Below are 22,458 nucleotides of genomic sequence, written 5' to 3'. Positions count from 1 at the left end.
AAGGCCTCGGTCTTGCCTCCGTCCACGTCCAGCCAGTCGAGTAATCCGACGAACCGCCGTATACGGACCCGTATGTACGGTGGTGTGGGAGGGGTGGAACCGCGAGGTTCCCCCTATCCCGATTGGCCTGGCGCCTGAGAGTTGACGGGAGAACGGCGGGCTCTAATTGTGATATTATAAAATCACAAAACCTCTGATCCAGGGAGAGGGTACGATGAGCAATGCTTCCGTGACAGGCGAGACCCGGGTCAATGCCGCCGCCCATAGCCAGAACTTTTCCTCAGTCTCATCCCTCAAGGACGGGGGCTGGGTCGTTGCTTGGACGTCCAAGGGGCAGGACGGGTCTCAGGAGGGGATCTACCAGCAGCGTTATTCTGCCAAGGGCATTGCTGTTGGGGAAGAGGTCCGGGTCAATAGCTCGACATTGAATGCACAGACGGAGCCATCCGTCACAGATCTCGCCGACGGTGGTTGGGTCGTCACGTGGATCGGACAGGACGGTCAGTCCACTGGCATCTTTCAGCAGCGTTACAATGAGCATAGATTGAAGGTCGGCCCTGAGGTCAGGGTCAACACGACAATTGCCGGTTCTCAGGAATTTCCGGCGGTGACGGCCCTTGCACGCGGCGGCTGGCTTGTCATCTGGGCCTCCGATACGCCGGACGGCTCCAGCAGCGGTGTCTATCAGCAGCGGTACGGAGCCAATGGACATCCCGTCGGTTCGGAAACGCAAGTGAATAGCAGCCCATCCGATTCAAACTCCCGCTCATCGGTGACGGCGCTCTCGGATGGCGGCTGGCTCGTGACCTGGACAGTCTATTCTCAGGATCATTCCGAAGCCGATATCTATCAGCAGCGCTACGACTCCGATGGATGGACGATCGGGGACGAAATCAAGGTCAATACGATCAGTGAGAATGTACAAGCCCTTCCGACGGTCACGGGCCTGAAGGATGGCGGCTGGGTTGTGACCTGGTCTTCCTACACAGGTGACGATTCCGGCCTGAGCGTTCGCCAACAGCTTTATGCCGCGAGCGGTCAGAAGGTGGGAGGCGAGGCGCAGATCAACACGACCACGGCTCTCGAACAATACGACTCTTCCGTGACCGCGCTCCCGGATGGAGGTTGGCTTGTCACTTGGACATCCAGTCCGTCGAGCGATGGTCCTGCAGACATCTACCAGCAGCGCTATGCTGCCGATGGGCAAAAGGTCGGCGGCGAAAATCGGGTGAATACGACGGTTTCAGCCGATCAATCTCTGGCCTCCGTCACGACGTTGGAGGATGGCGGCTGGGTGGTGACCTGGAATTCATACGATCAGGAGGGAGACAATTACGATATCTACCAGCAGCGCTACACGGCGGACGGATGGCAGGTCGGGCCTACGACACCCACCGGCCTCAGCCTTGATGGGGATGCATTCGAGGAGGGGACGTCCAGTGCCTCTGCGATGATCCAGCTTCACGCGAAGGCTTTCGTCATCGAACGCGGATTTACCTATGCTCTCCTCGATGACGCCGGAGGCCGCTTCGTACTGAGCCCAAGTGGAGCATTGACGGTCAAGGACGGCATCCGGCTCGATTACGAACAGGCCCGATCGCATCGGGTCCTAGTCGAGGTGAAGGATGCGCTCGGAGCTGTCTATCGGACCTGGCTTACGATCAAAGTCAGCGATGTCGCGTCCGAGAACGTGAGTGGCGGCATGGGTGCCCACATGCTCAAAGGCGACTTCGGAAAAGATGCGTTCAAAGGCGGTTCCGGTGACGACAAGCTCTGGGGCGGTTGGGGGTAACGACATTCTCGCCGGCGATGCAGGCCGTGACATCTTCGTGTTCGATACAAAGCCAAACACAAAGGCGAACAAGGACAAGATCGCCGACTTCAAGACCAAGGACGACTCGATCTGGCTCGACAACGCGGTGTTCACCAAGCTCGGGAAGAAGGGTACGGAAGACAAACCGGCACAACTCAGCAAGTCGTTCTTCACCATCGGCTCGAAGGCCAAGGACAAGAACGACTACATCGTCTACGACAACAAGAAGGGCGTGCTCAATTACGACGCCGATGGCTCCGGCAAAGGCAAGGCGGTGGAGATCGCCACGATCTCCAAGAATCTGAAGATGACCGACAAGGACTTCTTCGTGATTTGACCTGGAGTATTCTTGGCGAAGGGATTCCGTTTGAGTGTCAAGGATGCGGCAGCAAAGGACGAGATGATTCTCCGCATGAGGAAGCAGCTCTTGTTCTTGAACCTGAGCAGGAAGACGCCCTGCTTCTTATGCTCAAGCTTGGCCACAGCTGACGACGCGGGAGATCCGCATCTGCGCCACCGGGAGAGGATCCAGGATAATATTCTTCGAGCAGACTCTCAGATGTCCGCGAATCCGAAAACTTACCTTGCGTCATGGCATGGAAGCTGCTCATCTAGCGGCAGATTCCGGGTCATGGCGAGACCCGACGATTGAGTGAAGATTTCCGAGGTTGCCCCAGCGTGCACTGTTACTTTCATCTTGTGCACACGCACGAACGGATCGTCGACGAGGTTGGGATTGAAGTCTCGGACCTGGAAGCAGCCCATTATCAGGCCGTTAAAGCCATTCAGGAACTGAGGCAGGAAGGCGAGGACGAGGACGTCGAGTGGCGCGGCTGGCAGCTGGAAGTCGCTGACGAGGCCGGAAACGTCCTCCTGTCGATCCCGCTGGATATGGCGCAGCATTGAAGGCTTGTCCTGAGACGCACACCCTCGATCCGTGGGCCCGGGGGAGGGCAGCCACCTGCATGAATGTGATGTTTGGCTCGATGGCCGAACCGAAGAAACTCAAGGCGAACGCGTTCGCCGAGGGCAAGAAGGCGAGAGATGCCGAGGACTTGATCAAAAGCGCAGATCAAGAGCACCACGATCTCCACTAAGACCAAGATGACTTACCAAGACTTCTTCGTCGTTTAGGGCGGAAGATCGGGTTCGAGGGCGGCGGCGATAAGGCCCTTGCCCTCAAACCTGTTGATATGATTGGGAAATTCGTTGCTTCAACCTAAGGTCAATCCATCCTTGATATGATATATCGATCGCTATAAGCTGCGGCCGGTTACTATATCGGCCCTGCAAATCCGTCTTGAACTGCTGAGGACCTGATCGTGACCACAGCATCAGGGGGATCAGCCATGGCATTTTCGGTATTTCGGGTCGGTGAAGAGACGCAGGTCAACGTTACGACTTTCGATAGTCAATCGCATCCCAGGACGACGGCTCTGCCGGACGGGTGGCTCGTCACCTGGAGTTCAGACGGGCAGGACGGCAGCAGCAGCGGGATCTACATGCAGAAATACAATCTGCAGGGCGAGCCGCAATTCTTAAACAATGGGGCTCCGGAAGATCGTCTCGTCAACACCGAATCTACGACGAGCAGCCAAATCTGGTCGAATGCCACCGCTCTTGCCGGAAATGCCGGCTTTGTCGTCACATGGATCGAGCGGAACGCCAACGGGTCCCACGCCGATGTCTTCCAGCAGCGCTACAACTTGAACGGCGAACCCCAAGGTGTCGCCCAAAAGGCCAATGGAAGCCTGCCCGTCGATTACGTTCAGCATCTCGACATCGTCGCCCTGCCGGATGGGGGCTGGATGACGACTTGGAGCGCTGGTGATGGGAATGGTTACGGCATCTACCAGCAGCGGTTCAACAACGTAGGAGTTCCGCAGCTAGGGGCCGATGGCGAACGCGTCAATACCTTGACTCCAGGGCATCAAAAATACGCAACGGTCACGATGCTGAAGGACGATCCTGCCGACCCGAACGATGGTGGCTGGGTCGTGACCTGGGTCAGCAATCCGGATCCCATGGGATCGGCCTTCGATCCCGGCGCAGATATCTTCATGCGGCGCTACAGGGCGGACGGCACTGCCGTTGGACCGGAGGTTCGGGTCAATACGACCACGGACAAGAACCAGACCCTGCCCGAAGTGACCGCCCTCCCGGATGGAGGATGGCTGGTCGTCTGGCAGTCGACTGATCAGGATGGCAGCGGAACCGGTATCTTTATGCGTCGCTACCGAGCGGACGGCACTGTCGATCCCGAGGTGCGTGTCAACATGACGACGGACGGCGCGCAGAGCAAGCCGCAGGTCCAGGTGCTTGCCGATGGCGGATGGATCGTCACATGGAAATCCGGAAACGACATCTTCCAGCGCTATTTCGCAAATGATGGGTCGACAGCCGGGCCCGATCTCGTGGTTGCGGATCCTTTCAGCAGCAGTGTCTGGAATCAGAATGCCAGCGTTACGGCGCTCCCCAATGGCTGGGTCGTTACTTGGCAGACACAGAACCAGGATCAAACTCTGGGTGCGGGTATCTCCCAGCGCATCTTCACCCAAACCGGAGAGCAGGTTCTGACGACGGCGCAGGAATACGTTTTCGGAACTGGAGATAACGAGATCCTGCAGGTTCGGGCTGGCGGCCTGTCCGAGGGTGATGTCGTCGATGGGGATGGCGGCAACGATACCTTGCAGATGATCGAGGCCGGCGAACTCAACCTCTTTGCCAACTTGAAGGGCTTCGAGACGTTACTGGGATCCGACGGCAACGATACGATTGTCAGTGACGCAGCGCATCTTGTCCCCTTCATGACCATCGATGGTGGAGACGGAAACGACGAGCTGCGCCTCTTCAACGGCGGAGAGATCTACGATTTTCGAGGCAAGACCATTGCCGGCATCGAACGCATCGTACTGGCCGATTTCGGATCGACTGTCGCAGTCAGCGAGGCAGAGACGGCTCTCCTCGTTCATGGCGAAGGCGGCAACGACGAAGTGATGCTGGATGGTGCCACGTTCACTCTGGAGCAAAGGCTCCAGTTGTTCCGGCAAGGCATTGAGAAGGTCACCGAGAAAGTCGATGACAATGAAGTAACTTGGACCAATGAAGTTCCTATTATCGAGAATTTGAATGGTGATCTTGTCACCGCTCAAGCGGGGGGCCTCGTGCGTCTGGATGCCAATGCCGATGCCAATATCATTGAGGATACCGGCCGTTTCAGCTCGCTGTTGGTCACGATTGACAATCGTGTCGCTGGGCAGGATAGGCTCGATATCGCGCGCGGCAATGGTGTGTCGATCGTCGACGATAAAATCTCCATCGACGGCGTCGAGATCGGATCCCTCGAAGAGAATGGAACCGGCGCCGATGGATTGAAGGTCAATTTCCTGGCTTCAGCCACTGCCGACCTGGTCGAGAAGCTCATTCACGCCCTCACTTACGTAAATCTGGCGACGAATTCAGTTGTGACGGCTAGACGGGCGATCAAGGTTGCACTCGTGGACGGCGGCGGCGCGGAGACCGTTGTTGATGTCCCAGTCGACATCGCCATTCCCAATGGCGCCGGGAACAAGCCCCCGGTCCTGGGAGGACTGAGCGCTACACCGATCCGGGTCAACGACACCGGGATTCTTTCTCCCTTCGCTCAGGCCTGGGTCGCTGATACGGACGATGTCGTGGTCTCGGTTACGATCACGCATGATCCGGCAAAAGGCACTCTTGTCCTGCCAGCGAACAACATCGGTCATTACGATCCGAAGACCGGCATTTACACGATCGAAGGTGCTCGACCCGATGATATCACGGCAGCCATTCGCACGCTCCAGTTCAATCCAACGGATCGAACCAGCCCCATAGGATCCGTCGATCCGACCGTGTTCACGATTACGGTAGTCGATGGCAGCAATGCCTCTGCCGAGGAAGAACTCACTGTCGAGGTCGTCACAACGGATCGTCCCCCTTCTGTGCCGGTCCTCGACGGCACCGCAAGCATCGCCGAATTGTCGGGTGATGGCACATCCATCGGGCGGATCAGTTCGACGGATCCCAATGGGCAGGGTGTGACCTACTCACTACTCGGTGCCGAGAGGGCCCCCTTCGAAATCGCCGGCAACGAGCTTAAGGTGAAGAGTGGCATCGCGCTCGATTATGAGCAGACGCAAAGCTACACATTTACCATCCGCGCGACGGCGAACGGACTTTCGAATGACCGCCTCGTCACGATCCAGGTGACAGACGTCAATCCGGAAAGGACTTCGGGCAGCACCGCAAATGACAAGATCGTTGGTGGCGTGGGCAAGGATACGATTTACGGAAGTTCCGGGAACGACACACTTGCGGGTGGTCTTGGCAATGACACGTTGCGAGGGGACGGGGGCAAAGACGTCTTCGTGTTCGATACGAGGTTGAACAAGAGCACGAATGTCGACAAGATTCTGAGCTTCCCCACGAAAGATGACAGTGTCTGGCTGGACAATGTGGTCTTCACCAAGCTGGGGAAAGGCACGCCTACTAAACCAGTGAAGGTCAAGTCGGACATGTTCGTCAGCAGCACCAAGGCGCAGGACCGGGAAGACCGAATCGTCTACGACAAAAAGACTGGCTCACTCTATTATGATGCGGATGGTACCGGCTCTTCGGCACAGGTGAAGATCGCCATGCTATCCAAGAACCTCAAGATGACTTACGCCGACTTCTTCGTCATCTGAGGCGCACTCCAATCCGTTGGCTTGTCTCCGGCGGATTGGCGTTCTTTGATCGAGGATTTCCATTACTTCAGACAAAAGGCCCGGAGTGCATCCGGGCCTTTTCACTTAGAGAATGAAATCGGTCGCTGAGAGCTGCGCCTTCAGCACGTTCTCAAGCTTGATGTAATGGCTCGTCCCAGACAGAGTGACGAGGGAATAGCCTGTTCTGTCGGCGATGTTGAGATTGTCGAAGGAGCCGAAACGCCAGGCGCGCAGATCGATCTGGTCCTCGCCCGGGCGGAAATACTGGATCGTATCCCTGCCTGATGACAAATCGAACGCGAAGAGATCGCGCCCGCCGCCGCCATCCATTGTGTCGTTCCCGCTGCCGCCGTTCAGATAATCGGCCCCGGTGCCGCCATAGGATGAGTCGCCGATCAAACGGTCATTGCCGGTGCCGCCGAACAGGGTGTCGTTGCCGTAGCCTGCGTTGGCGCTTGTGACCTGCGCGTCGCCGTAGAGCACGTCGTTGCCAGAGCTTCCATTCAGATAGTCGTGCCCACCGCGACTCTGGTCGTTCAGGGATACGGCATCGCCATAGAGCGTGTCGCTCCCGGTGCTGCCGTAGAGGCTGTCGTTGCCGCCGGCGGAGGAGGCGATCATGGTGTAGGCATCGCCGTAGAGGGTGTTGTTGCCGCTTTCTCCCGACAGGTAATCCGCTCCGCCGATCGCATTGTCGTAGAGCGTATAGGCGTCGCCGTAGAGCCGGTCGTTGCTCGAGCCACCGTAAAGCCTGTCGGCCCCGCCCACGGCATAGTAGCGCATCTCGTAGGCATCGCCGTAGAGAATGTCCTCGGAGCCGCCGCCTTTGAGAGTGTCATGTCCGCCGATTGCGGAATGGATCAGGGAGCTTGCATCGCCGTAAAGCGTATCGCGTCCGCTGTCGCCATTGAGCGCGTCGGATCCGCCTCGCGCGGCACTCCTCAACGTAAAAGCATCCCCATAAAGTCGGTCGTCGTCGTTGCCGCCATAGAGGAGATCGGCGCCGCCCAAGGCAGAACCTGTCATCGAATGCGCATCGCCGTAGAGAGAGTCGCTATCGTTATCGCCATAGAGCCTGTCGGCACCGCCACTCGTCGTTGCCGACATGGTATAGGCATCACCGAAAAGACTGTCGTTGTCATAGCCACCATAGATCTTGTCGGATCCACCTCTCGCGGAGGCGGACATGGTGCGGGTATCACCATAGAGTTTGTCGTATCCGGCCTCGCCCCAGATCCTGTCCGAACCGCCGGCCGACGAGTAGCTCATCGTGTAGGAATCGCCATAGACCGTATCGCCGTCGAAACCGGCCCAGATCGTGTCGGATCCGCCACGCGCCGAGAGCCGTAAGTATCTCGCATCGCCATAAAGATAGTCCGCCCCATTGTAGCCATGGAGCGTGTCGCCCCCGGTCGTGCCTGAACTGCGAGTGGCGCTGCTGTCGCCATAGAGGCTGTCGGAGACAGTGGTGCCTTCGAGAAAATTCCTGCCCAGAGAGCCAACTTTGCGTGCCATTCTTCGTGGATCCAATCGATTCTGTAACTTTGGAGCGTGTAGCTTATTTTCCTGTTACAGGATATCCATACGGAATTGCTGCGTCATATGGCCGTAGCTTTGTATTGCCCTGGTCCCGGTCCTCAGCATCTCAGGCTTGATGTTTCGGACGAGGAGTGGTTAGCCAGCAAGCACCATCATTCAGAACGAAGACATCATGAGCCGCTCCTCGCCATCCCTCGACACGCTCTTCACCTGGATCCGCGCCGAGAGCCCGACCCATGACCGGGCCGGGGTCAACCTGATGATGGATCTCGTCGTCGCGCAGATGCAGGACGCGCCGGTCGCGGTCGAGCGCATTGCGGGCGAACAGGGCCTGGGCGATGTTCTCGTCCTGCGCGCAGGACCGCAGACGTCCGAGCCTGGCATCCTGATCATGTCACATCTCGATACGGTGCATCCCGTCGGCACCATCGAGAATGACCTGCCGTTGCGAATCGAGGGCGATCGTCTCTACGGACCCGGCGTCTACGACATGAAGGGGGGCGCCTATCTGGCGTTGGAGGCATTCAGGGATGTCGCCAGCAGGGGTGCGGCCGCGCGGCCCATCATTTTTCTCGTGACGCCGGACGAGGAGATCGGCTCGCCGATCACGCGGCCGATGATCGAGGATCTCAGTCGTCGTTCGGCCTATGCGCTCGTGACGGAACCGGCCCGTGATGGCGGCCAGATCGTCACCGCTCGCAAAGGGGTGGGGCGTTTCGACGTGCATGTCGAAGGCCGTCCCGCCCATGCGGGCTCGCGCCACAAGGACGGACGCAACGCCGTCTACGAGGCTGCGCGCCAGATCCTCGCCATCGAGGCTCTCACCGATTATGCGCGTGGCGTCACCACGACGGTCGGCATGGTCTCCGGCGGCACGGCGGTGAACACCATTCCCCAGCACTGCCATTTTCCCGTCGATCTGCGCGTCGAGACGGTGGCGGATGGCGAGGCGCTGACGGCCGCCATTCTCGGCCTGAAGCCCGCGAATCCGGATTTCAAGGTCACCGTCACGGGCGGCATGAACCGGCCGCCCTATGAGCGGACTGAAGGCACGTCGAAGCTCTTCGATCATGCCAAGTCGCTTGCGGCCGAAATCGGCTTCGATCTCGTGTCGTCGCCCCGCGTCGGCGGCGGATCGGACGGGAATTTCACGGCGGCTCTCGGCACGCCGACCCTCGACGGTCTCGGCATCGACGGCGACGGAGCGCACACGCTCCAGGAATACGGCCTGATCTCCTCGATCGCGCCACGTCAGCAACTCATGACGCGTCTGCTGGAGACCTTGCGCTGAACACAATCGCTATCTCCGATCTGCGCGACCGTCCCGGCTTCGCCGATGCGGTTGCGGATCGGATCTGGCGCGCCTTCTGGAAGAAGGATGGGCATCCGCTGAGCCTCCTCACCGGCCTCGTGCAGGAGAGTTTCGGCGAAGGGCCGATCCCTTCGGCCTTCGTGGCTCACGAGGGCGAACGATTTGTCGGCACCGTGTCCGTCATCGCCTGCGATGAAGATTCCAGGCCGCAATACACGCCCTGGGTCGCGGCACTCTGGGTCGAGCCCGAGCATCGCCGGAAAGGGATAGGAGCCGCCCTGGTCGGCAGGGCTTCCGCATTCGCGTTCAAGGCAGGTGCGGAGCGGGTCTATCTGCTCTCAAGGGCGCAGAGGCGACCCTTCTATGAAAATCTCGGATGGGCGGTTCTCGAGGCGAATGCGCCGGAGGAGGGCATATTCATTCTCGTCCGGGACAGGTCTGCCTGACCGAGATCGTCAGGTTGCCGGCGCCCGGAGCAGCGCCAACACCCCGTCGATGATGAACTGCACCGCAAGACCGGCGAGGATCACGCCGAGGAGGCGGGTCAACACCACGTTGCCGGTCACGCCGAGCCAGCGGGAGACCCGCTCGGCGGCGGAGAACACCACGAAGCAGCTCACGATACCGAGCGCGATCAGGATCAGCAGCGAGGTGAGATGGACGATGTTGCCGTACGCCCGTCCGGCGAGCAGGATCACTGCCGTGATCGCGCCGGGGCCTGCCATCAGCGGAATGGCGAGCGGGAAGGCGGCCACATTGCGAATGTGATCCTCGGTGATGGCGATATCGGCCGTGTGCTGCTTGCGCTCGTTGCGGCGCTCGAACACCATCTCGAAAGCGATCCAGAACAGCAGCATGCCGCCGGAGATGCGGAAGGCCGGGAGGCCGACGCCGAGCAGCCGCAGCAGCACCTCGCCGCCGAGGCCGAAGAAGGCCAGGATGCCGAAGGCGATCAGGCAAGCCCGCATGGACACCCTGCGGCGCTCCGCGGCGTTCATGCCCCGGGTCAGCGAGACGAAGATCGGCGCCAGCGCCACCGGATCGAGTGTCACCAGAAGCGTGACGAGGGCGGCGGAGATAAAGTCGAAGAGCATCGGCTGGACCTTCCCTTAAGCTTTGCGTTATGGCGTCCCCAGGCGGATTTGGCGAGGGGTGGAGTGACAATGTTCACGGTTTTGGATCGGGTCAGCTGGCCGGGGCACCCGGACAAGCCCAACGAGGACATCTGCGGCGTTTCCGGCGACTGGGCCTGGGTCATCGATACATCGATCTTTCCCGGCACCGCGCCCGTCGTCCACGAGACAAGCGACGCCACCTGGCTCGCGAGGTTCGCCGATGAGCGGCTCTCGAACCTCGCTCCTCAGGCCGAAGATGGCGCGACCCTCCTGCGGCGCGTCATGGAGGAGGCCCGCATCGCTTATCGGGCCGTCGCGCCGGCAGAGAGGCATGAGGATTTCGTCTCCTGGCCTCTCGGGGCCATGACGCTGGTGCGTCGGAGGGGAAATGTGCTCGATGCCTGGACCTTCGGCGATACCACGGCTTACGTCCGGCAGCCGGATGGATCGGTGCAGGTCCTGGGCGATGCTCCCGGCCTGCGTGATTTCGAGTCGGCCAAGGCGGCGGAGTTGATGCAGCAGGCAGGCTCCAGGCCCACGGCCATCCTCGGTGAACCCGTCTTTCTCGCGTGGCTCGGCGAGCGCCGCGAACGGCAGCGTAAAAGCGGCATCCCGGCCGCCGTCTTGAGCTTCAATCCGGACGCCGTCGACCGGTTGCGGCACGAGACAGTGCCTTGCAGCGAGGGTACGGCGATCCTCCTCGCCTCGGACGGCTTCTCGGCGCTCGTCGATCTCTACCAGGCGCTGGACGCTCGAGCCATCATGGAAGCCGCGCTCACTACCGGCCTCGAACCCCTGGTGAAGCTGGCTCGGGAGATCGAGACCGAACGCGACCCGGATGGCCGGCTCTATCCAAGGTTCAAGATCAGCGACGACACGACGGCGATGTTGCTGAGAGCATAGCCTGCTCACCATTCGCGAGGGCCGGGGCACATTCTGCCATGCAGACTGGATGTCATCCCCGGCGAGCACAGCGAGGGAAGGGGATACAGAGCACCGCGTGTGAGCGGATTCCCTTCCCCTCCACTGACGCTCCGGTCGGGAATGACACCGGAGCCACACCCTCCGCCGTCATCCCCGTCCCCGGACTTGATCCGGGGATCAGGCCCGGGGATCCGCAACGCTGCAAAGACGTGGATGGCCGGCACGAGGCCGGCCATGACGCGATGAAGGCGAGTGCGATGTTCTCATTTTGTTCTTGACAATGATCCTAACCTGGGCTATATCGTTGCCTTGGATCTGCTCCTGGCGAGGGGCGCGCTCGCGAGGCGTCGCAGTGTGGGAGCAGGCACGGTCCCGTGAGGCTGACTCGCAATCAGCTTCGACGGGAGGCCCAGGATGTTGGGCGGGTCGTCGGGATCGGTCGCAGGCCGCCGTCGCGCAGACGGTCCCCGCCTGCGGCGGTTGACTGAGCCGGCCTCGCCTGTCCGCCTCAACAAGCCGTGCGCGAAGAGACAGTTCGGCTCTTCCCTTCACCATCAGACATCGAGCCGGGCTGCCTGTCGCGCCACCCTCGATCGACCGTCAGGCTCGCAGCGCAGGCTGCGGGCCCCACGGTGCTGGCTCTTTGACACCCGCGCCCGCCACGGCCGGACCTGATCCGGCCATCTACGTCTTCGGAACCACAGCGGTGCCAAGACATGGATCCCCGGGACTGATCCCCGGATCAAGTCCGGGGACGGGGATGACGCCACGAGTACCCTCATTGAGAACCCTCATCGACAAACGTCATCCCGGACGGCGTCAGCCGATCCGGGATCGCAAGACGAGTACGCACTGTCATCCCGGGGCCGCGCAGCGGAGCCCGGGATCCATCACCACGACCTTCCGCCAGTCCGGCACTTTCAGTGGTACTGGATCCCCGCCTGCGCGGGGATGACAGTGGAGGTGCAGGCGCCACATCCTGCCAACGATCCCGGATCGGCTGCGCCGTCCGGGATGATGGGCGTAACAAGTGCGAATTTCCGGGATTGATCGAGAATGGCACTGAGTGAAGTGTCAAAGTTGAGGTAAATCAGTTATTTAGGTTCGGCTGCTGCATCTGTGTCTTAGCTTCTGCGCTGCGCTGCGAAAGTGCCACAGGAGCGAGCCTGCCCACCGTCCAGCCCAACCCTACAATAAGTTGCTGAAACGTAAACGGATTTCGGCTCCCGCCTTGCCTCTGGAAAACCCGTCAAAAAGCTTGAAAATTCCGGCGTTCTCGCCCATCTAAGAGGCTGATTTCAATTGGATTCGCGGGCCTGCCGGACGGCTTGACGAAGCGGCATCGACAAGCCGCCTCTCGCGAAAGGGCAGACCGTTTTTAAGAAAGACCAACCTTGACCGATCCGAACGATAACCGCCCCGGCGGCCCCGGTGGGGACCAGCCGGCGAGCGACATCAAGCTGATTTCCATCGTCGACGAGATGAAGCGCTCCTATCTCGATTACGCCATGAGCGTGATCGTGAGCCGCGCTCTGCCCGATGCGCGCGACGGCCTCAAGCCCGTGCACCGGCGCATCCTCTATTCGATGCACGAGAACGGCTACACGCCGGACAAGAAATACGTGAAGTCCGCCCGCATCGTCGGCGACGTGATGGGTCAATACCACCCGCACGGCGACAGCGCGATCTACGACGCCTTGGTGCGTATGGCGCAGGATTTCTCGCTGCGCCTCATGCTCGTGGACGGACAGGGCAACTTCGGCTCCGTGGACGGCGATCCTCCGGCGGCGATGCGCTACACCGAGTCCCGCCTCGCCAAGCCCGCGATGCCGCTTCTCGACGACATCGACAAGGACACGGTCGACTTCACGCCCAACTACGACGAGTCCAAGGACGAGCCGTCGGTTCTGCCGGCGCGCTTCCCGAACCTGCTCGTCAACGGCGCCGGCGGCATCGCGGTCGGCATGGCCACCAACATGCCTCCCCACAATCTGGGCGAGGTCATCAACGGTTGCCTGGCCTTCATCGACAACGGCAACATCTCCGCCGAGGAGCTGATCGAGATCATTCCCGGTCCGGACTTCCCGACCGGCGCGCTGATCCTCGGCCGCGCGGGCGTCAAGTCCGCCTACACCACCGGCCGCGGCTCCATCGTCATGCGGGCGAAGTCCGAGGTCGAGGAAATCCGCAAGGATCGCGAGGCGCTGATCTTCACCGAGATTCCGTATCAGGTGAACAAGGCCTCGTTGATCGAGAAGATCGCCGAGCTCGTGCGCGAGAAGAAGATCGAGGGCATCGCCGATCTGCGCGATGAATCCGACCGCGACGGCATGCGCATCGTGGTCGAGATCAAGCGCGACGCCATGGCCGATGTGGTGCTCAACCAGCTCTATCGCTACACACCGCTGCAGACGAGCTTCGGCGCCAACATGGTGGCGCTCAACGGCGGCCGTCCGGAGCTGATGACGCTCAAGGACCTGATCAAGGCCTTCGTCGATTTCCGCGAAGAGGTCGTCTCCCGCCGCACCAAGTTCCTGCTCAACAAGGCCCGCGAGCGCGCTCACGTGCTGTGCGGTCTTGCGATCGCCGTCGCCAATATCGACGAAGTGATCCGTCTCATCCGCACCTCGCCCGATCCGAACACCGCCCGCGAGGCTCTCATGGGCCGCGACTGGCCGGCGCATGACATCGCGCCGCTCATCGCGCTCGTGGACGATCCGCGCCACAAGATCAACGATGATGGTACCTACCGTCTGTCCGAGACCCAGGCCCGCGCCATTCTCGACCTGCGCCTGCAGCGCCTTACCGCGCTGGGCCGTGACGAGATCGGCGACGAACTCGCCAAGCTCGCAGCCGAGATCTCCGACTATCTCGAGATCCTGCGCTCGCGCGCCCGCATCATGGGCATCATCAAGAATGAGCTGGTCGAGGTTCGCGACGCCTTCGCGACGCCGCGCCGGACGCAGATCGTCGATTGGGATTCCGACGTCGATGACGAGGACCTGATCGCCCGTGAGGACATGGTCGTCACCGTGTCCCATGCCGGCTACATCAAGCGCGTGCCGCTCTCGACCTATCGGGCGCAGCGCCGCGGCGGCAAGGGCCGCTCCGCCATGGCGACGCGGGACGAGGATTTCGTCACCCGTCTCTTCGTGGCGAACACCCACACGCCCGTTATCTTCTTCTCCTCCGAAGGTCAGGCCTACAAGGAGAAGGTGTGGCGCCTGCCGCTGGCGGCTCCGAACGCCAAGGGCAAGGCCCTGGTGAACATGCTGCCGATCAAGCAGGGCGAGCGCATCACCACCATCATGCCGCTGCCCGAGGACGAGGCGTCCTGGGACAAGCTCGACGTGATGTTCGCGACCTCCCGTGGCACGGTTCGCCGCAACAAGCTGTCCGATTTCGTCCAGGTCAATCGCGGCGGCAAGATCGCCATGAAGCTCGATGAGGGCGATCACATCGTCGACGTGCAGATCTGCTTGGAGCACGACGACGTGCTGCTCACCACGGCCAAGGGCCAGTGCATCCGGTTCCCGGTCACGGATGTGCGCGTATTCAAGGGCCGCGACTCCATGGGCGTGCGCGGCATCAACTTGGCCTCGGGCGACGACATCATCTCGATGGCGATCCTGCGTCACGTGGAAGCCACGGGTGAGGAGCGTGCGGCCTATCTCAAGATGCGCCGCGCCGTCACCGGCGAGCAGATGGGTTCGGATGCCGATGCATCGGAGGATGCCGAGGAGACGGAAGGTGCAAACTTCTCGCTCTCGCAGGAGCGCTATGCGGAGATGAGCGCGCAGGAGCAATGCATCCTGACGATCTCCGAGAAGGGCTACGGCAAGCGCACCGTGTCCTACGAGTACCGGATCACCGGACGCGGCGGCAAAGGCATCACGGCCATGGCGGTCAACAGCCGCAACGGCAAGCTGGTGGCCTCCTTCCCGGTCGAGAGTTCGGACCAGATCATGCTCGTCACCGATGGCGGCCAGCTGATCCGCGTGCCGGTCGACGGCATCCGCGTCGTCGGCCGCAACTCGCAAGGCGTCACCGTCTTCTCGACCAAGGACAAGGAAAAGGTCGTCTCGGTCGAGCATGTCGAAGGTGAGGAAGACGAGAACGGCGAGGGCGTCGATGACGCTGCGACCGAGGGCGGCGAGGCTGCGGAAGAGTAAGGTTCCTCAACCGTTTGAAATTATGGAACCCGCCGGCTTAGGTCGGCGGGTTTTCTCATGGGCTCTGTCTTCCTACTGTCGTTCCGGGCTCGGCCTTATAGGCCACCGTGGAATGACGGCGGGTGCATCGATGCGATCTTCGAAACTCAACCCAAACTCGCCAGCGCGGCCGGGCTCAAAACCGCGACGGCGGTGACAAGGACGATGCAAAGACGAAAGATCATATCTCTCTCCTGACCTAAGGTGAGCTATATCTCTCATGACCCTGTCCAGCTTGCCGTGTGCCAGCGCACGGCTTGCTTGGCAGCCTCAATCCGGCTACGCCTTGGCCCTATGACACGCACCGCGCTCTATACCGGCAGCTTCGATCCCGTCACCAATGGGCACCTGGACGTCCTGCGCCAGGCCTGCAATGTGGCGAATAGGATCGTCGTTGCCATCGGCGTCCATTCCTCGAAGGCTCCGATCTTTTCCGCCGAAGAGCGGGCCGAGATGCTGCGCGAGGTCTGCGGGCCAATGCTCAAGGCCAGGAATGTCGAGCTAGAGGTCGTAACCTTCAGCGATCTGGCGGTCGAGGCGGCCCGGCGCCATGGCGCCAGCCTGATCGTGCGTGGCCTTAGGGACGGCTCGGATTTCGACTACGAGATCCAGATGGCCTCCATGAACGCCACCATGGCGCCGGAGGTCCAGACGCTCTTCTTTGCGGCTTCGCCCCCGGTTCGCCCCATCACGGCCACGCTTGTGCGCCAGATCGCCGGGATGGGTGGCGATGTCTCGGCCTTCGTGCCCGGTCTTGCCGCCGAGCGTCTGAAGGCCAGATTCAAGCAGCCTTAAAGTTTCATTTCCTCGAAGGGAGACTTCTCACCATGAAGCGTTTGCTCGCAGCCGGAGCGTTCGTGCTCGCTGGCCTCGTTCCTGCCATGGCCCAGCCCGCCAATGACCCGCAGAACACGATCTTCCTCGACACCAAGGACGGCCGCATCACCATCCGCCTGCGTCCGGATCTGGCGCCCAAGCATGTCGAGCAGATCAAGGCTTTGACGAAGCAGGGTTTTTATAACGGCGTCGTCTTCCATCGGGTGATCGACGGCTTCATGGCCCAGACGGGCGATCCGACCGGCACCGGCACCGGCAAATCCAGCCTGCCCAATATCCCGGCCGAGTTCACCAAGACCCAGTACAAGCGTGGCTCGGTCGGCATGGCCCGCTCCCAGAGCCCCGATTCCGCCAACAGCCAGTTCTTCATCTGCTATGACGGCTGCGGCCCGCTGACCGGTCAGTACACGCTCTTCGGCGAGGTCGTGTCCGGCATGGACGTGGTCGACAAGATCAAGAAGGGCAACCAAGCCGCCAACGGCATGGTGTCGAGCCCGGACAAGATCGTGAAGATGCAGCTCGCCGCCGACGCGAAGTGATGCGCTCTCTGCGACCATACGGGGCATGGATCGCCGTGTTTCTCCTGAGCCTGGGCCTTGCTGTGCCGGCGCTCGCTCAGGGGAGCCTGTTCGACGATTCGGACGAGCGGCGCGAGCCGGCTCCATCCCTGCCGCAGAGCTTCAACGGCATCATCCGTCCTCCGAGCGAGGAGGAGCTGCCGAAGCAGGTCGATACCCTCAACGACATCGTGCGCGCGATGCAGGCCTGCTGGCGGCCAACGGGCCTGCGCTATTCCGGCCAGTCGGTAACGATCCGGATCAGCTTCAAGCGGAACGGCGAGGTGCTCGGCAAGCCGATGATCACGCATTACCGCGAGGGCGAGCCTGACGCGGCGAACCGGGAGGCCTTCACCCAGGCCGTGAGAGAGGCCCTGGTGCGCTGCTCGCCTATGCCGTTCACGGACAAGCTCGGTGCGGCAGTGGCCGGTCGTCCGTTCACCTTCCGCTTCGTCGATTCACCGGCGACGGAAAAATTGCAGTCCCTCTAGCGTCGCATGCGCCCACTAAAGCAGGGCATCGGATCGGCCCCCGAAGAGCAAATCACTTTTGGGCCCGCTGCTCTAGTGACTGGCCGCCGAATCCCCTAAATACACGCCATTCCAAGGAGATTTCCCATGGCAGATCCCGAAAACACCATCATCATGGAAACCACGAAGGGCCGCGTCGTCATCGAACTGCGCCCCGATCTCGCTCCCGGTCATGTGGAGCGCATCAAGACACTGTCCCGCCAGGGTTTCTATGACAACGTGCCGTTCCACCGGGTGATCGACGGCTTCATGGCCCAGACCGGCGATCCGACCGGCACCGGTACCGGCGGTTCCGATCTGCCGGACCTGAAGGCCGAGTTCAACGCCGAACCGCATGTGCGCGGCATCTGCTCCATGGCCCGCACCAACCAGCCGCATTCGGCGAATTCGCAGTTCTTCATCGTCTTTGACGACGCTCGCTTCCTCGACAAGCAATACACCGTCTGGGGCAAGGTGACCGAGGGCATGGAGAACGTGGACAAGATCAAGCGCGGCGAGCCCGTGCGCGATCCCGACCGCATCGTCTCGATGAAGGTCGCGGCAGACGCGGCTTAACACGACTGATGGGCCGTCATCCCGGGGCCGCTCTGCGGAACCCGGGATCGCTCGCAAGAAGTGGCGCTATCTCGTCACGCGATCCCGGATCGCCTAACGGCATCCGGGATGACTGCTAGAAATTCTTATGCGCGTTGATCTCTTCGACTTCGATCTTCCCGAGAGCAGCATCGCACTCCGTCCCATGGAGCCGCGCGATGCTGCGCGTATGCTCCTGGTCCGGCCCGATGCCGCATTCGAGGACCGCATCGTTCGCGACCTGCCGGAGCTGCTGCAGCCCGGCGACGTGCTGGTGCTCAACGACACCAAGGTCATTCCATCCCGTCTTTATGGCCTGCGCGTTCGCGAGGATGCCGCGGCGCGGGTCGAGATCATGCTGCACAAGCGCGAAAGTGCGGACCGCTGGCGAGCCTTCGCGCGGCCGGCGAAAAAGCTCAATGTCGGCGACCGTATCCGCTTCGGCGAGAGTTCCGAGAGCACGGCCTGCGAGCTCGTGCGTCTCGACGCGGAGGTGGAAGAGAAAGGCGAGGGCGGTGACGTGGCGCTTCGCTTCTCCTTTTCGGGCGCCTTCCTGGACGAAGCCATCGCCCGTCTCGGCGAGCTGCCGCTGCCGCCCTACATCGCCGGTAAGCGCCCGACCGACGACAAGGACCGGAGCGATTACCAGACTGTCTATGCCAAGGACGAGGGGGCCGTCGCGGCCCCCACCGCCGGCCTACATTTCACGGACGATCTCTTCCGCCGCCTCGACGAGCGCGGGGTCAGTCGGCATTTCGTGACGCTCCATGTCGGAGCGGGCACATTCCTGCCGGTGAAAGCGGATGATACGAATGAGCACCGCATGCATGCGGAATGGGGCTTGGTCTCCGCGGAGACCGCGCAGGCCCTCAATGAGGCGCGGGCCAGGGGAGGGCGGATCGTGGCGGTCGGCACCACCTCCTTGCGGCTTCTGGAGAGTGCAGCGCGCGAGGATGGCTCCATCGCGCCCTTCTCCGGTGACACCGCCATCTTCATCACCCCCGGCTACCGCTTCAGGGCCGTGGATGTGCTGATGACCAATTTCCACCTGCCGCGCTCGACTCTCTTCATGCTGGTTTCGGCCTTTGCAGGGCTGGACTGCATGAAGGCGGCCTATGCCCACGCCATCGAAACCGGCTATCGCTTCTACTCCTATGGCGATGCGAGTCTGCTGTTTCGGCGTTGATGCCCCGTGTCATCCCCGGCGCGCGGAACGGGCGGAAAGGGGATCCATTTACATGTGTTGCGGATCCATGGATCCCCTTCCTCTCCGCTTTGCTCCGGCCGGGGATGACAAGACGAGGTTTGAATGACCACCGAGACCTTCACCTTCACCGTCAACAAGACCGACGGAATGGCACGTACCGGCGAGATCCGAATGCCGCGCGGTGTCATCCGCACGCCGGCCTTCATGCCCGTCGGCACGGCGGCCACCGTGAAGGCCATGTATCCCGACCAGGTCAAGGCGCTTGGCGCCGATGTGGTGCTTGGCAACACCTACCATCTTATGCTCCGCCCCGGTGCGGAGCGGGTTGCCAAGCTGGGCGGGCTGCACCAGTTCATGAACTGGCCCTATCCGATCCTTACCGATTCGGGCGGCTTCCAGGTCATGTCCCTGTCGGCCCTGCGCAAGATCGACGAGACCGGCGTCACCTTCCAGTCCCATATCGATGGCTCGACCCATGTACTCACCCCGGAACGCTCCATCGAGATTCAAGGGCTTCTCGGTTCGGATATCCAGATGCAGCTGGATGAGTGCGTGAAGCTGCCGTGCTCCGACGAGGTGGCCAAGAAGGCCATGCGCCTGTCGCTCCGCTGGGCCGAACGCTGCCGGGTCGCCTTCGGCGAACAGCCGGGCAAAGCCATGTTCGGCATCGTCCAGGGTGGGGCGGTGGAGCGGTTGCGCATCGAGAGTGCGAAGGAGCTCGCTGCCCTCGATCTCAAGGGCTACGCCATCGGCGGCCTGGCCGTGGGCGAGCCGCAGGATGTGATGCTGCGCATGATCGAGACGGTCGAGCCGCATATGCCCAAGGAAAAACCCCGCTATCTCATGGGCGTCGGCACGCCTGACGACATCGTAGAGGCGGTGCGCCGGGGTGTCGACATGTTCGACTGTGTCATGCCCACTCGCGCCGGACGCCACGGCCAGGTCTTCACCCGCCATGGCCGTATGAACCTGCGCAACGCCCGCTTCGCCGAAGATATCAACCCGCTCGACCCGGAATCGAAGTGCACTGCTTCGAACACCTATTCTCGCGCCTATCTCCATCATCTCGTCCGCTCGAACGAGATTCTGGGCATGATGCTGCTCACCTGGAACAATCTGGCCTATTACCAGGAACTGATGGCCGGTCTGCGCAAGGCCATCGCCGAGGGGCGGCTTGAGGACCATATCGGCGAGGTCAAGGAGGGCTGGGCCAAGGGTGAACGGGACAGCAAGGTGGAAATCGGCCAGCACGCCGACAACATTGCCATGGTGGCGGAAGGATAACTCCGACGCCCAGGGCGGGCTTCCCCGGCAGATCTTAGAGAAATCAGCTTCTTTGCACCCGAAGCTGAGGATTTACCCACCCAGGCGGGGCTTTTCGATTGACCCGGGACCTAAGAGCCCCTATCTCCGGGCTCACCTCTGGGAGCGCGTAGCTCAGCCGGTAGAGCATCTGACTTTTAATCAGAGGGTCCTGGGTTCGAGTCCCAGCGCGCTCACCAAACCTTATCAAGCACTTAGCTGCTGGAGGGTTTGGTCCTGCTTCCCAGGAAACCGGAATGGGAAGCAAGCTCAACTGAGTGAGCTATTTCCCCCGCTATCGCAGCGGTTCACCCGCAGATCGACCCTTACTGCCAGAATCAAAGAACGTCAGAAATCAGCCAGAGAGCGGACCTTGTTACGGTCACGCTGAATGACTCAGATTGACTGATGCCGTTGAAAAACTCTTCTGGCTGAGTCGCTGGTTGCTTGGCTTTCGCTCTCTTAACGGCTGGGGTGGAGGTGACCGGACCTGGGGGTGCCAGCTCACCCCATTACCCCGCTCAGGCGGCCGCTACCGCCGTCAGTCGAACCATGCGTCGGAGGTTCTGGACCATGGCGGCGAGGTGGAACTCGTCCCTGGCGCCGTCAGTTCTCGCAGGCGCATGCGTTTGAACCGCAAAGTGGTCTTGAGATGAGCAAACGGCATCTCAACCTTCTTCCGCTCGTTGCGCGAGGTCGCGAACCGCGGCGTCCCGGCAAGCTGACGAGCCTGATCGCGAGCCTCTTCGGCTTGAGGCCAAATCGCGCCCGGGTGCGCTCCAGCATGGTTGCGGTGGCTCGAATCTCGTCGAAGGTTCGAGCCGGCGTCGGCTCGACATTGACAATGATGGCATGCTCGTTGTCGATCAGATAATTCAGCCCATAGCCGAACTGGACACGCTTGTTGGCCTTGGCCGTCCAGGCGGAAGCCGGATCGGAGGGCGAGATGCCCTTTGGAGCCTTGCGTCCGGCCTCTGGCTACTCGGCGCCGTCGAGTGCCTCAAATTACTCGCGCACGGCCCGGCCCGGCCGCTCGACGGCATTCCAGTCGATCTTCTCCGACTGGATGCCATGAGAGTGGCTGGCGTCGGCTTCGATGACGCTTGCATCGACCGCAAAGCCTTCGCCCTTGGTCAATCCGGCGAGCAGGCAGATGCCCACCACGCGCTCGAACATCAGGCGCAGCAGATCGCCGTTGCGGAACCGCCCGCGCCTGTTCTTCGAGAAGGTCGAATGGTCCGGCACCGCATAGTCCAGATCGAGCCGGCAGAACCATCGGTACGCCAGATTGAGCGAGACCTCTTCGCACAGCTTGCGCTCCGATCGGATGCCGTAGCAGTAGCCGACGATCAGCATGCGCATCATCAGTTCGGGATCAACCGAAGGTCGGCCCGTGTGGCTGTAGAAGGCTGCGATCTCACGATGGATGCCAGCCAGCACCGGGGTGACAAAGACATCGATTTTGCGGAGGAGATGGCCGGCGGGAATGCGCTCTTCCAGATGAAAAGAATAAAAGAGCAGCGCTTGGTCGTTCCGCTGACGCCCTATCATCAATGCGTCTCCCCGCAAATCCTGAGGAGAACGGAATCATGCCCATCGTTTCGACACAACCGAGTTCCTCAACAGCATCGACCCGGACCGGTCCTTCGGGATGATTTGGCTTCCGACGGTTCGAATACGCCATCGATTTGGAGCTGCGGGCGACAGAACCGAGTGCAGACTTCGCACTACTCAACCAACCAGTCATGGCAATCCGCCGCTGTCAGAATGACGTCCTACAAAGGGTGTCGACTAAGACCCGTTTGGGCCGC

16 protein-coding genes, 1 tRNA gene and 1 pseudogene are annotated in these 22,458 nt (G+C 61.4%); 15 read left to right on the top strand and 3 right to left on the bottom strand.

The window, feature by feature from the left end; translation table 11 throughout:
* The first annotated feature begins 214 nt into the window (after positions 1-214).
* The 4 genes from ACS5Q1_RS30800 to ACS5Q1_RS30785 all read left to right on the top strand — a co-directional run bounded on the left by ACS5Q1_RS30800 (position 215) and on the right by ACS5Q1_RS30785 (position 6,519).
* Positions 215-1,792: a cadherin repeat domain-containing protein gene (locus ACS5Q1_RS30800; RefSeq protein WP_473101774.1), complete on the top strand. Its 1,578-nt coding sequence runs from the start codon at positions 215-217 to the stop codon at positions 1,790-1,792.
* Positions 1,761-2,150: a M10 family metallopeptidase C-terminal domain-containing protein gene (locus tag ACS5Q1_RS30795; protein WP_473101773.1), complete on the top strand. Its 390-nt coding sequence runs from the start codon at positions 1,761-1,763 to the stop codon at positions 2,148-2,150. The genes ACS5Q1_RS30800 and ACS5Q1_RS30795 overlap by 32 nt, the downstream gene beginning before the upstream one ends.
* 341 nt (positions 2,151-2,491) lie before the next feature.
* Positions 2,492-2,719 carry a DUF6894 family protein gene (locus ACS5Q1_RS30790; RefSeq protein WP_203439870.1) on the top strand — a complete coding sequence of 76 codons (228 nt, stop codon included), beginning with the start codon at positions 2,492-2,494 and terminating at the stop codon, positions 2,717-2,719.
* Positions 2,720-3,162: 443 nt separating this feature from the next.
* Positions 3,163-6,519 carry a cadherin domain-containing protein gene (locus ACS5Q1_RS30785; protein WP_473101772.1) on the top strand — a complete coding sequence of 1,119 codons (3,357 nt, stop codon included), beginning with the start codon at positions 3,163-3,165 and terminating at the stop codon, positions 6,517-6,519.
* Positions 6,520-6,624: 105 nt separating this feature from the next.
* Here ACS5Q1_RS30785 and ACS5Q1_RS30780 read toward each other — a convergent pair whose 3' ends face one another.
* Positions 6,625-8,055: a calcium-binding protein gene (locus ACS5Q1_RS30780; RefSeq protein ID WP_473101771.1), complete on the bottom strand. Its 1,431-nt coding sequence runs from the start codon at positions 8,053-8,055 to the stop codon at positions 6,625-6,627.
* A gap of 196 nt (positions 8,056-8,251) precedes the next feature.
* Here ACS5Q1_RS30780 and ACS5Q1_RS30775 point away from each other — a divergent pair, with 196 nt between their 5' ends.
* Positions 8,252-9,370, top strand: a complete 1,119-nt coding sequence (locus tag ACS5Q1_RS30775; RefSeq protein WP_473101770.1) for a M20 family metallopeptidase — start codon at positions 8,252-8,254, stop codon at positions 9,368-9,370.
* Positions 9,371-9,489: 119 nt separating this feature from the next.
* Positions 9,490-9,837 carry a GNAT family N-acetyltransferase gene (locus ACS5Q1_RS30770; RefSeq protein WP_473101769.1) on the top strand — a complete coding sequence of 116 codons (348 nt, stop codon included), beginning with the start codon at positions 9,490-9,492 and terminating at the stop codon, positions 9,835-9,837.
* A 9-nt stretch (positions 9,838-9,846) separates the two neighbouring features.
* Here ACS5Q1_RS30770 and ACS5Q1_RS30765 read toward each other — a convergent pair whose 3' ends face one another.
* On the bottom strand, positions 9,847-10,485 hold the full coding sequence (locus ACS5Q1_RS30765) for a MarC family protein (protein WP_473101768.1): 639 nt from the start codon (positions 10,483-10,485) through the stop codon (positions 9,847-9,849).
* Positions 10,486-10,554: 69 nt separating this feature from the next.
* On the opposite strand from ACS5Q1_RS30765, the gene ACS5Q1_RS30760 reads away from it, so the two are divergent.
* The 9 genes from ACS5Q1_RS30760 (at position 10,555) to ACS5Q1_RS30720 (ending at position 20,847) form a co-directional block, all read left to right on the top strand.
* Positions 10,555-11,409 (top strand): protein phosphatase 2C domain-containing protein, encoded by an 855-nt coding sequence (locus ACS5Q1_RS30760; RefSeq protein WP_473101767.1) that lies wholly within the window; start codon positions 10,555-10,557, stop codon positions 11,407-11,409.
* Between the two features lie 1,502 nt (positions 11,410-12,911).
* Positions 12,912-15,602, top strand: a complete 2,691-nt coding sequence (gene gyrA, locus ACS5Q1_RS30755; RefSeq protein WP_473101776.1) for a DNA gyrase subunit A — start codon at positions 12,912-12,914, stop codon at positions 15,600-15,602.
* A gap of 333 nt (positions 15,603-15,935) precedes the next feature.
* On the top strand, positions 15,936-16,436 hold the full coding sequence (coaD, locus tag ACS5Q1_RS30750) for a pantetheine-phosphate adenylyltransferase (protein ID WP_473101766.1): 501 nt from the start codon (positions 15,936-15,938) through the stop codon (positions 16,434-16,436).
* A gap of 32 nt (positions 16,437-16,468) precedes the next feature.
* The gene (locus ACS5Q1_RS30745) at positions 16,469-17,017 is read left to right on the top strand and encodes a peptidylprolyl isomerase (protein ID WP_203439861.1); all 549 of its coding nucleotides are present in this window, start codon (positions 16,469-16,471) and stop codon (positions 17,015-17,017) included.
* Positions 17,017-17,526: a hypothetical protein gene (locus ACS5Q1_RS30740; RefSeq protein ID WP_473101765.1), complete on the top strand. Its 510-nt coding sequence runs from the start codon at positions 17,017-17,019 to the stop codon at positions 17,524-17,526. Before ACS5Q1_RS30745 ends, ACS5Q1_RS30740 begins: the two co-directional genes overlap by 1 nt.
* A gap of 126 nt (positions 17,527-17,652) precedes the next feature.
* Complete coding sequence (locus ACS5Q1_RS30735) at positions 17,653-18,120, top strand: peptidylprolyl isomerase (protein ID WP_203439859.1); 468 nt, start codon at positions 17,653-17,655, stop codon at positions 18,118-18,120.
* 127 nt (positions 18,121-18,247) lie between these two features.
* Positions 18,248-19,324 carry a tRNA preQ1(34) S-adenosylmethionine ribosyltransferase-isomerase QueA gene (gene queA / locus ACS5Q1_RS30730; protein WP_473101764.1) on the top strand — a complete coding sequence of 359 codons (1,077 nt, stop codon included), beginning with the start codon at positions 18,248-18,250 and terminating at the stop codon, positions 19,322-19,324.
* Positions 19,325-19,447: 123 nt separating this feature from the next.
* Positions 19,448-20,629 carry a tRNA guanosine(34) transglycosylase Tgt gene (gene tgt, locus ACS5Q1_RS30725; protein ID WP_473101763.1) on the top strand — a complete coding sequence of 394 codons (1,182 nt, stop codon included), beginning with the start codon at positions 19,448-19,450 and terminating at the stop codon, positions 20,627-20,629.
* A gap of 142 nt (positions 20,630-20,771) precedes the next feature.
* A tRNA-Lys gene (locus ACS5Q1_RS30720) sits at positions 20,772-20,847 on the top strand.
* A 321-nt stretch (positions 20,848-21,168) separates the two neighbouring features.
* On the opposite strand, the pseudogene ACS5Q1_RS30715 reads toward ACS5Q1_RS30720, so the two are convergent.
* A pseudogene (locus tag ACS5Q1_RS30715) lies at positions 21,169-22,198 on the bottom strand (transposase).
* Between the last annotated feature and the right edge of the window lie 260 nt (positions 22,199-22,458).

The organism is Microvirga sp. GN3 (assembly GCF_055792825.1).
Note: the sequence above shows the minus strand (reverse complement) of the source record. Positions and strands in the feature narration are given on the sequence as shown.

What these genes read in the sequence shown, in the direction of transcription:
- coaD (WP_473101766.1), top strand. Translation starts at nt 15,936, where the DNA reads ATGACACGCACCGCGCTCTATACCGGCAGCTTCGATCCCGTCACCAAT.
- ACS5Q1_RS30800 (WP_473101774.1), top strand. Translation starts at nt 215, where the DNA reads ATGAGCAATGCTTCCGTGACAGGCGAGACCCGGGTCAATGCCGCCGCC.
- ACS5Q1_RS30765 (WP_473101768.1), bottom strand. Translation starts at nt 10,485, where the DNA reads ATGCTCTTCGACTTTATCTCCGCCGCCCTCGTCACGCTTCTGGTGACA.
- ACS5Q1_RS30780 (WP_473101771.1), bottom strand. Translation starts at nt 8,055, where the DNA reads ATGGCACGCAAAGTTGGCTCTCTGGGCAGGAATTTTCTCGAAGGCACC.
- queA (WP_473101764.1), top strand. Translation starts at nt 18,248, where the DNA reads ATGCGCGTTGATCTCTTCGACTTCGATCTTCCCGAGAGCAGCATCGCA.
- gyrA (WP_473101776.1), top strand. Translation starts at nt 12,912, where the DNA reads ATGAAGCGCTCCTATCTCGATTACGCCATGAGCGTGATCGTGAGCCGC.
- ACS5Q1_RS30775 (WP_473101770.1), top strand. Translation starts at nt 8,252, where the DNA reads ATGAGCCGCTCCTCGCCATCCCTCGACACGCTCTTCACCTGGATCCGC.
- ACS5Q1_RS30745 (WP_203439861.1), top strand. Translation starts at nt 16,469, where the DNA reads ATGAAGCGTTTGCTCGCAGCCGGAGCGTTCGTGCTCGCTGGCCTCGTT.
- ACS5Q1_RS30785 (WP_473101772.1), top strand. Translation starts at nt 3,163, where the DNA reads ATGGCATTTTCGGTATTTCGGGTCGGTGAAGAGACGCAGGTCAACGTT.
- tgt (WP_473101763.1), top strand. Translation starts at nt 19,448, where the DNA reads ATGACCACCGAGACCTTCACCTTCACCGTCAACAAGACCGACGGAATG.
- ACS5Q1_RS30760 (WP_473101767.1), top strand. Translation starts at nt 10,555, where the DNA reads ATGTTCACGGTTTTGGATCGGGTCAGCTGGCCGGGGCACCCGGACAAG.
- ACS5Q1_RS30740 (WP_473101765.1), top strand. Translation starts at nt 17,017, where the DNA reads ATGCGCTCTCTGCGACCATACGGGGCATGGATCGCCGTGTTTCTCCTG.
- ACS5Q1_RS30735 (WP_203439859.1), top strand. Translation starts at nt 17,653, where the DNA reads ATGGCAGATCCCGAAAACACCATCATCATGGAAACCACGAAGGGCCGC.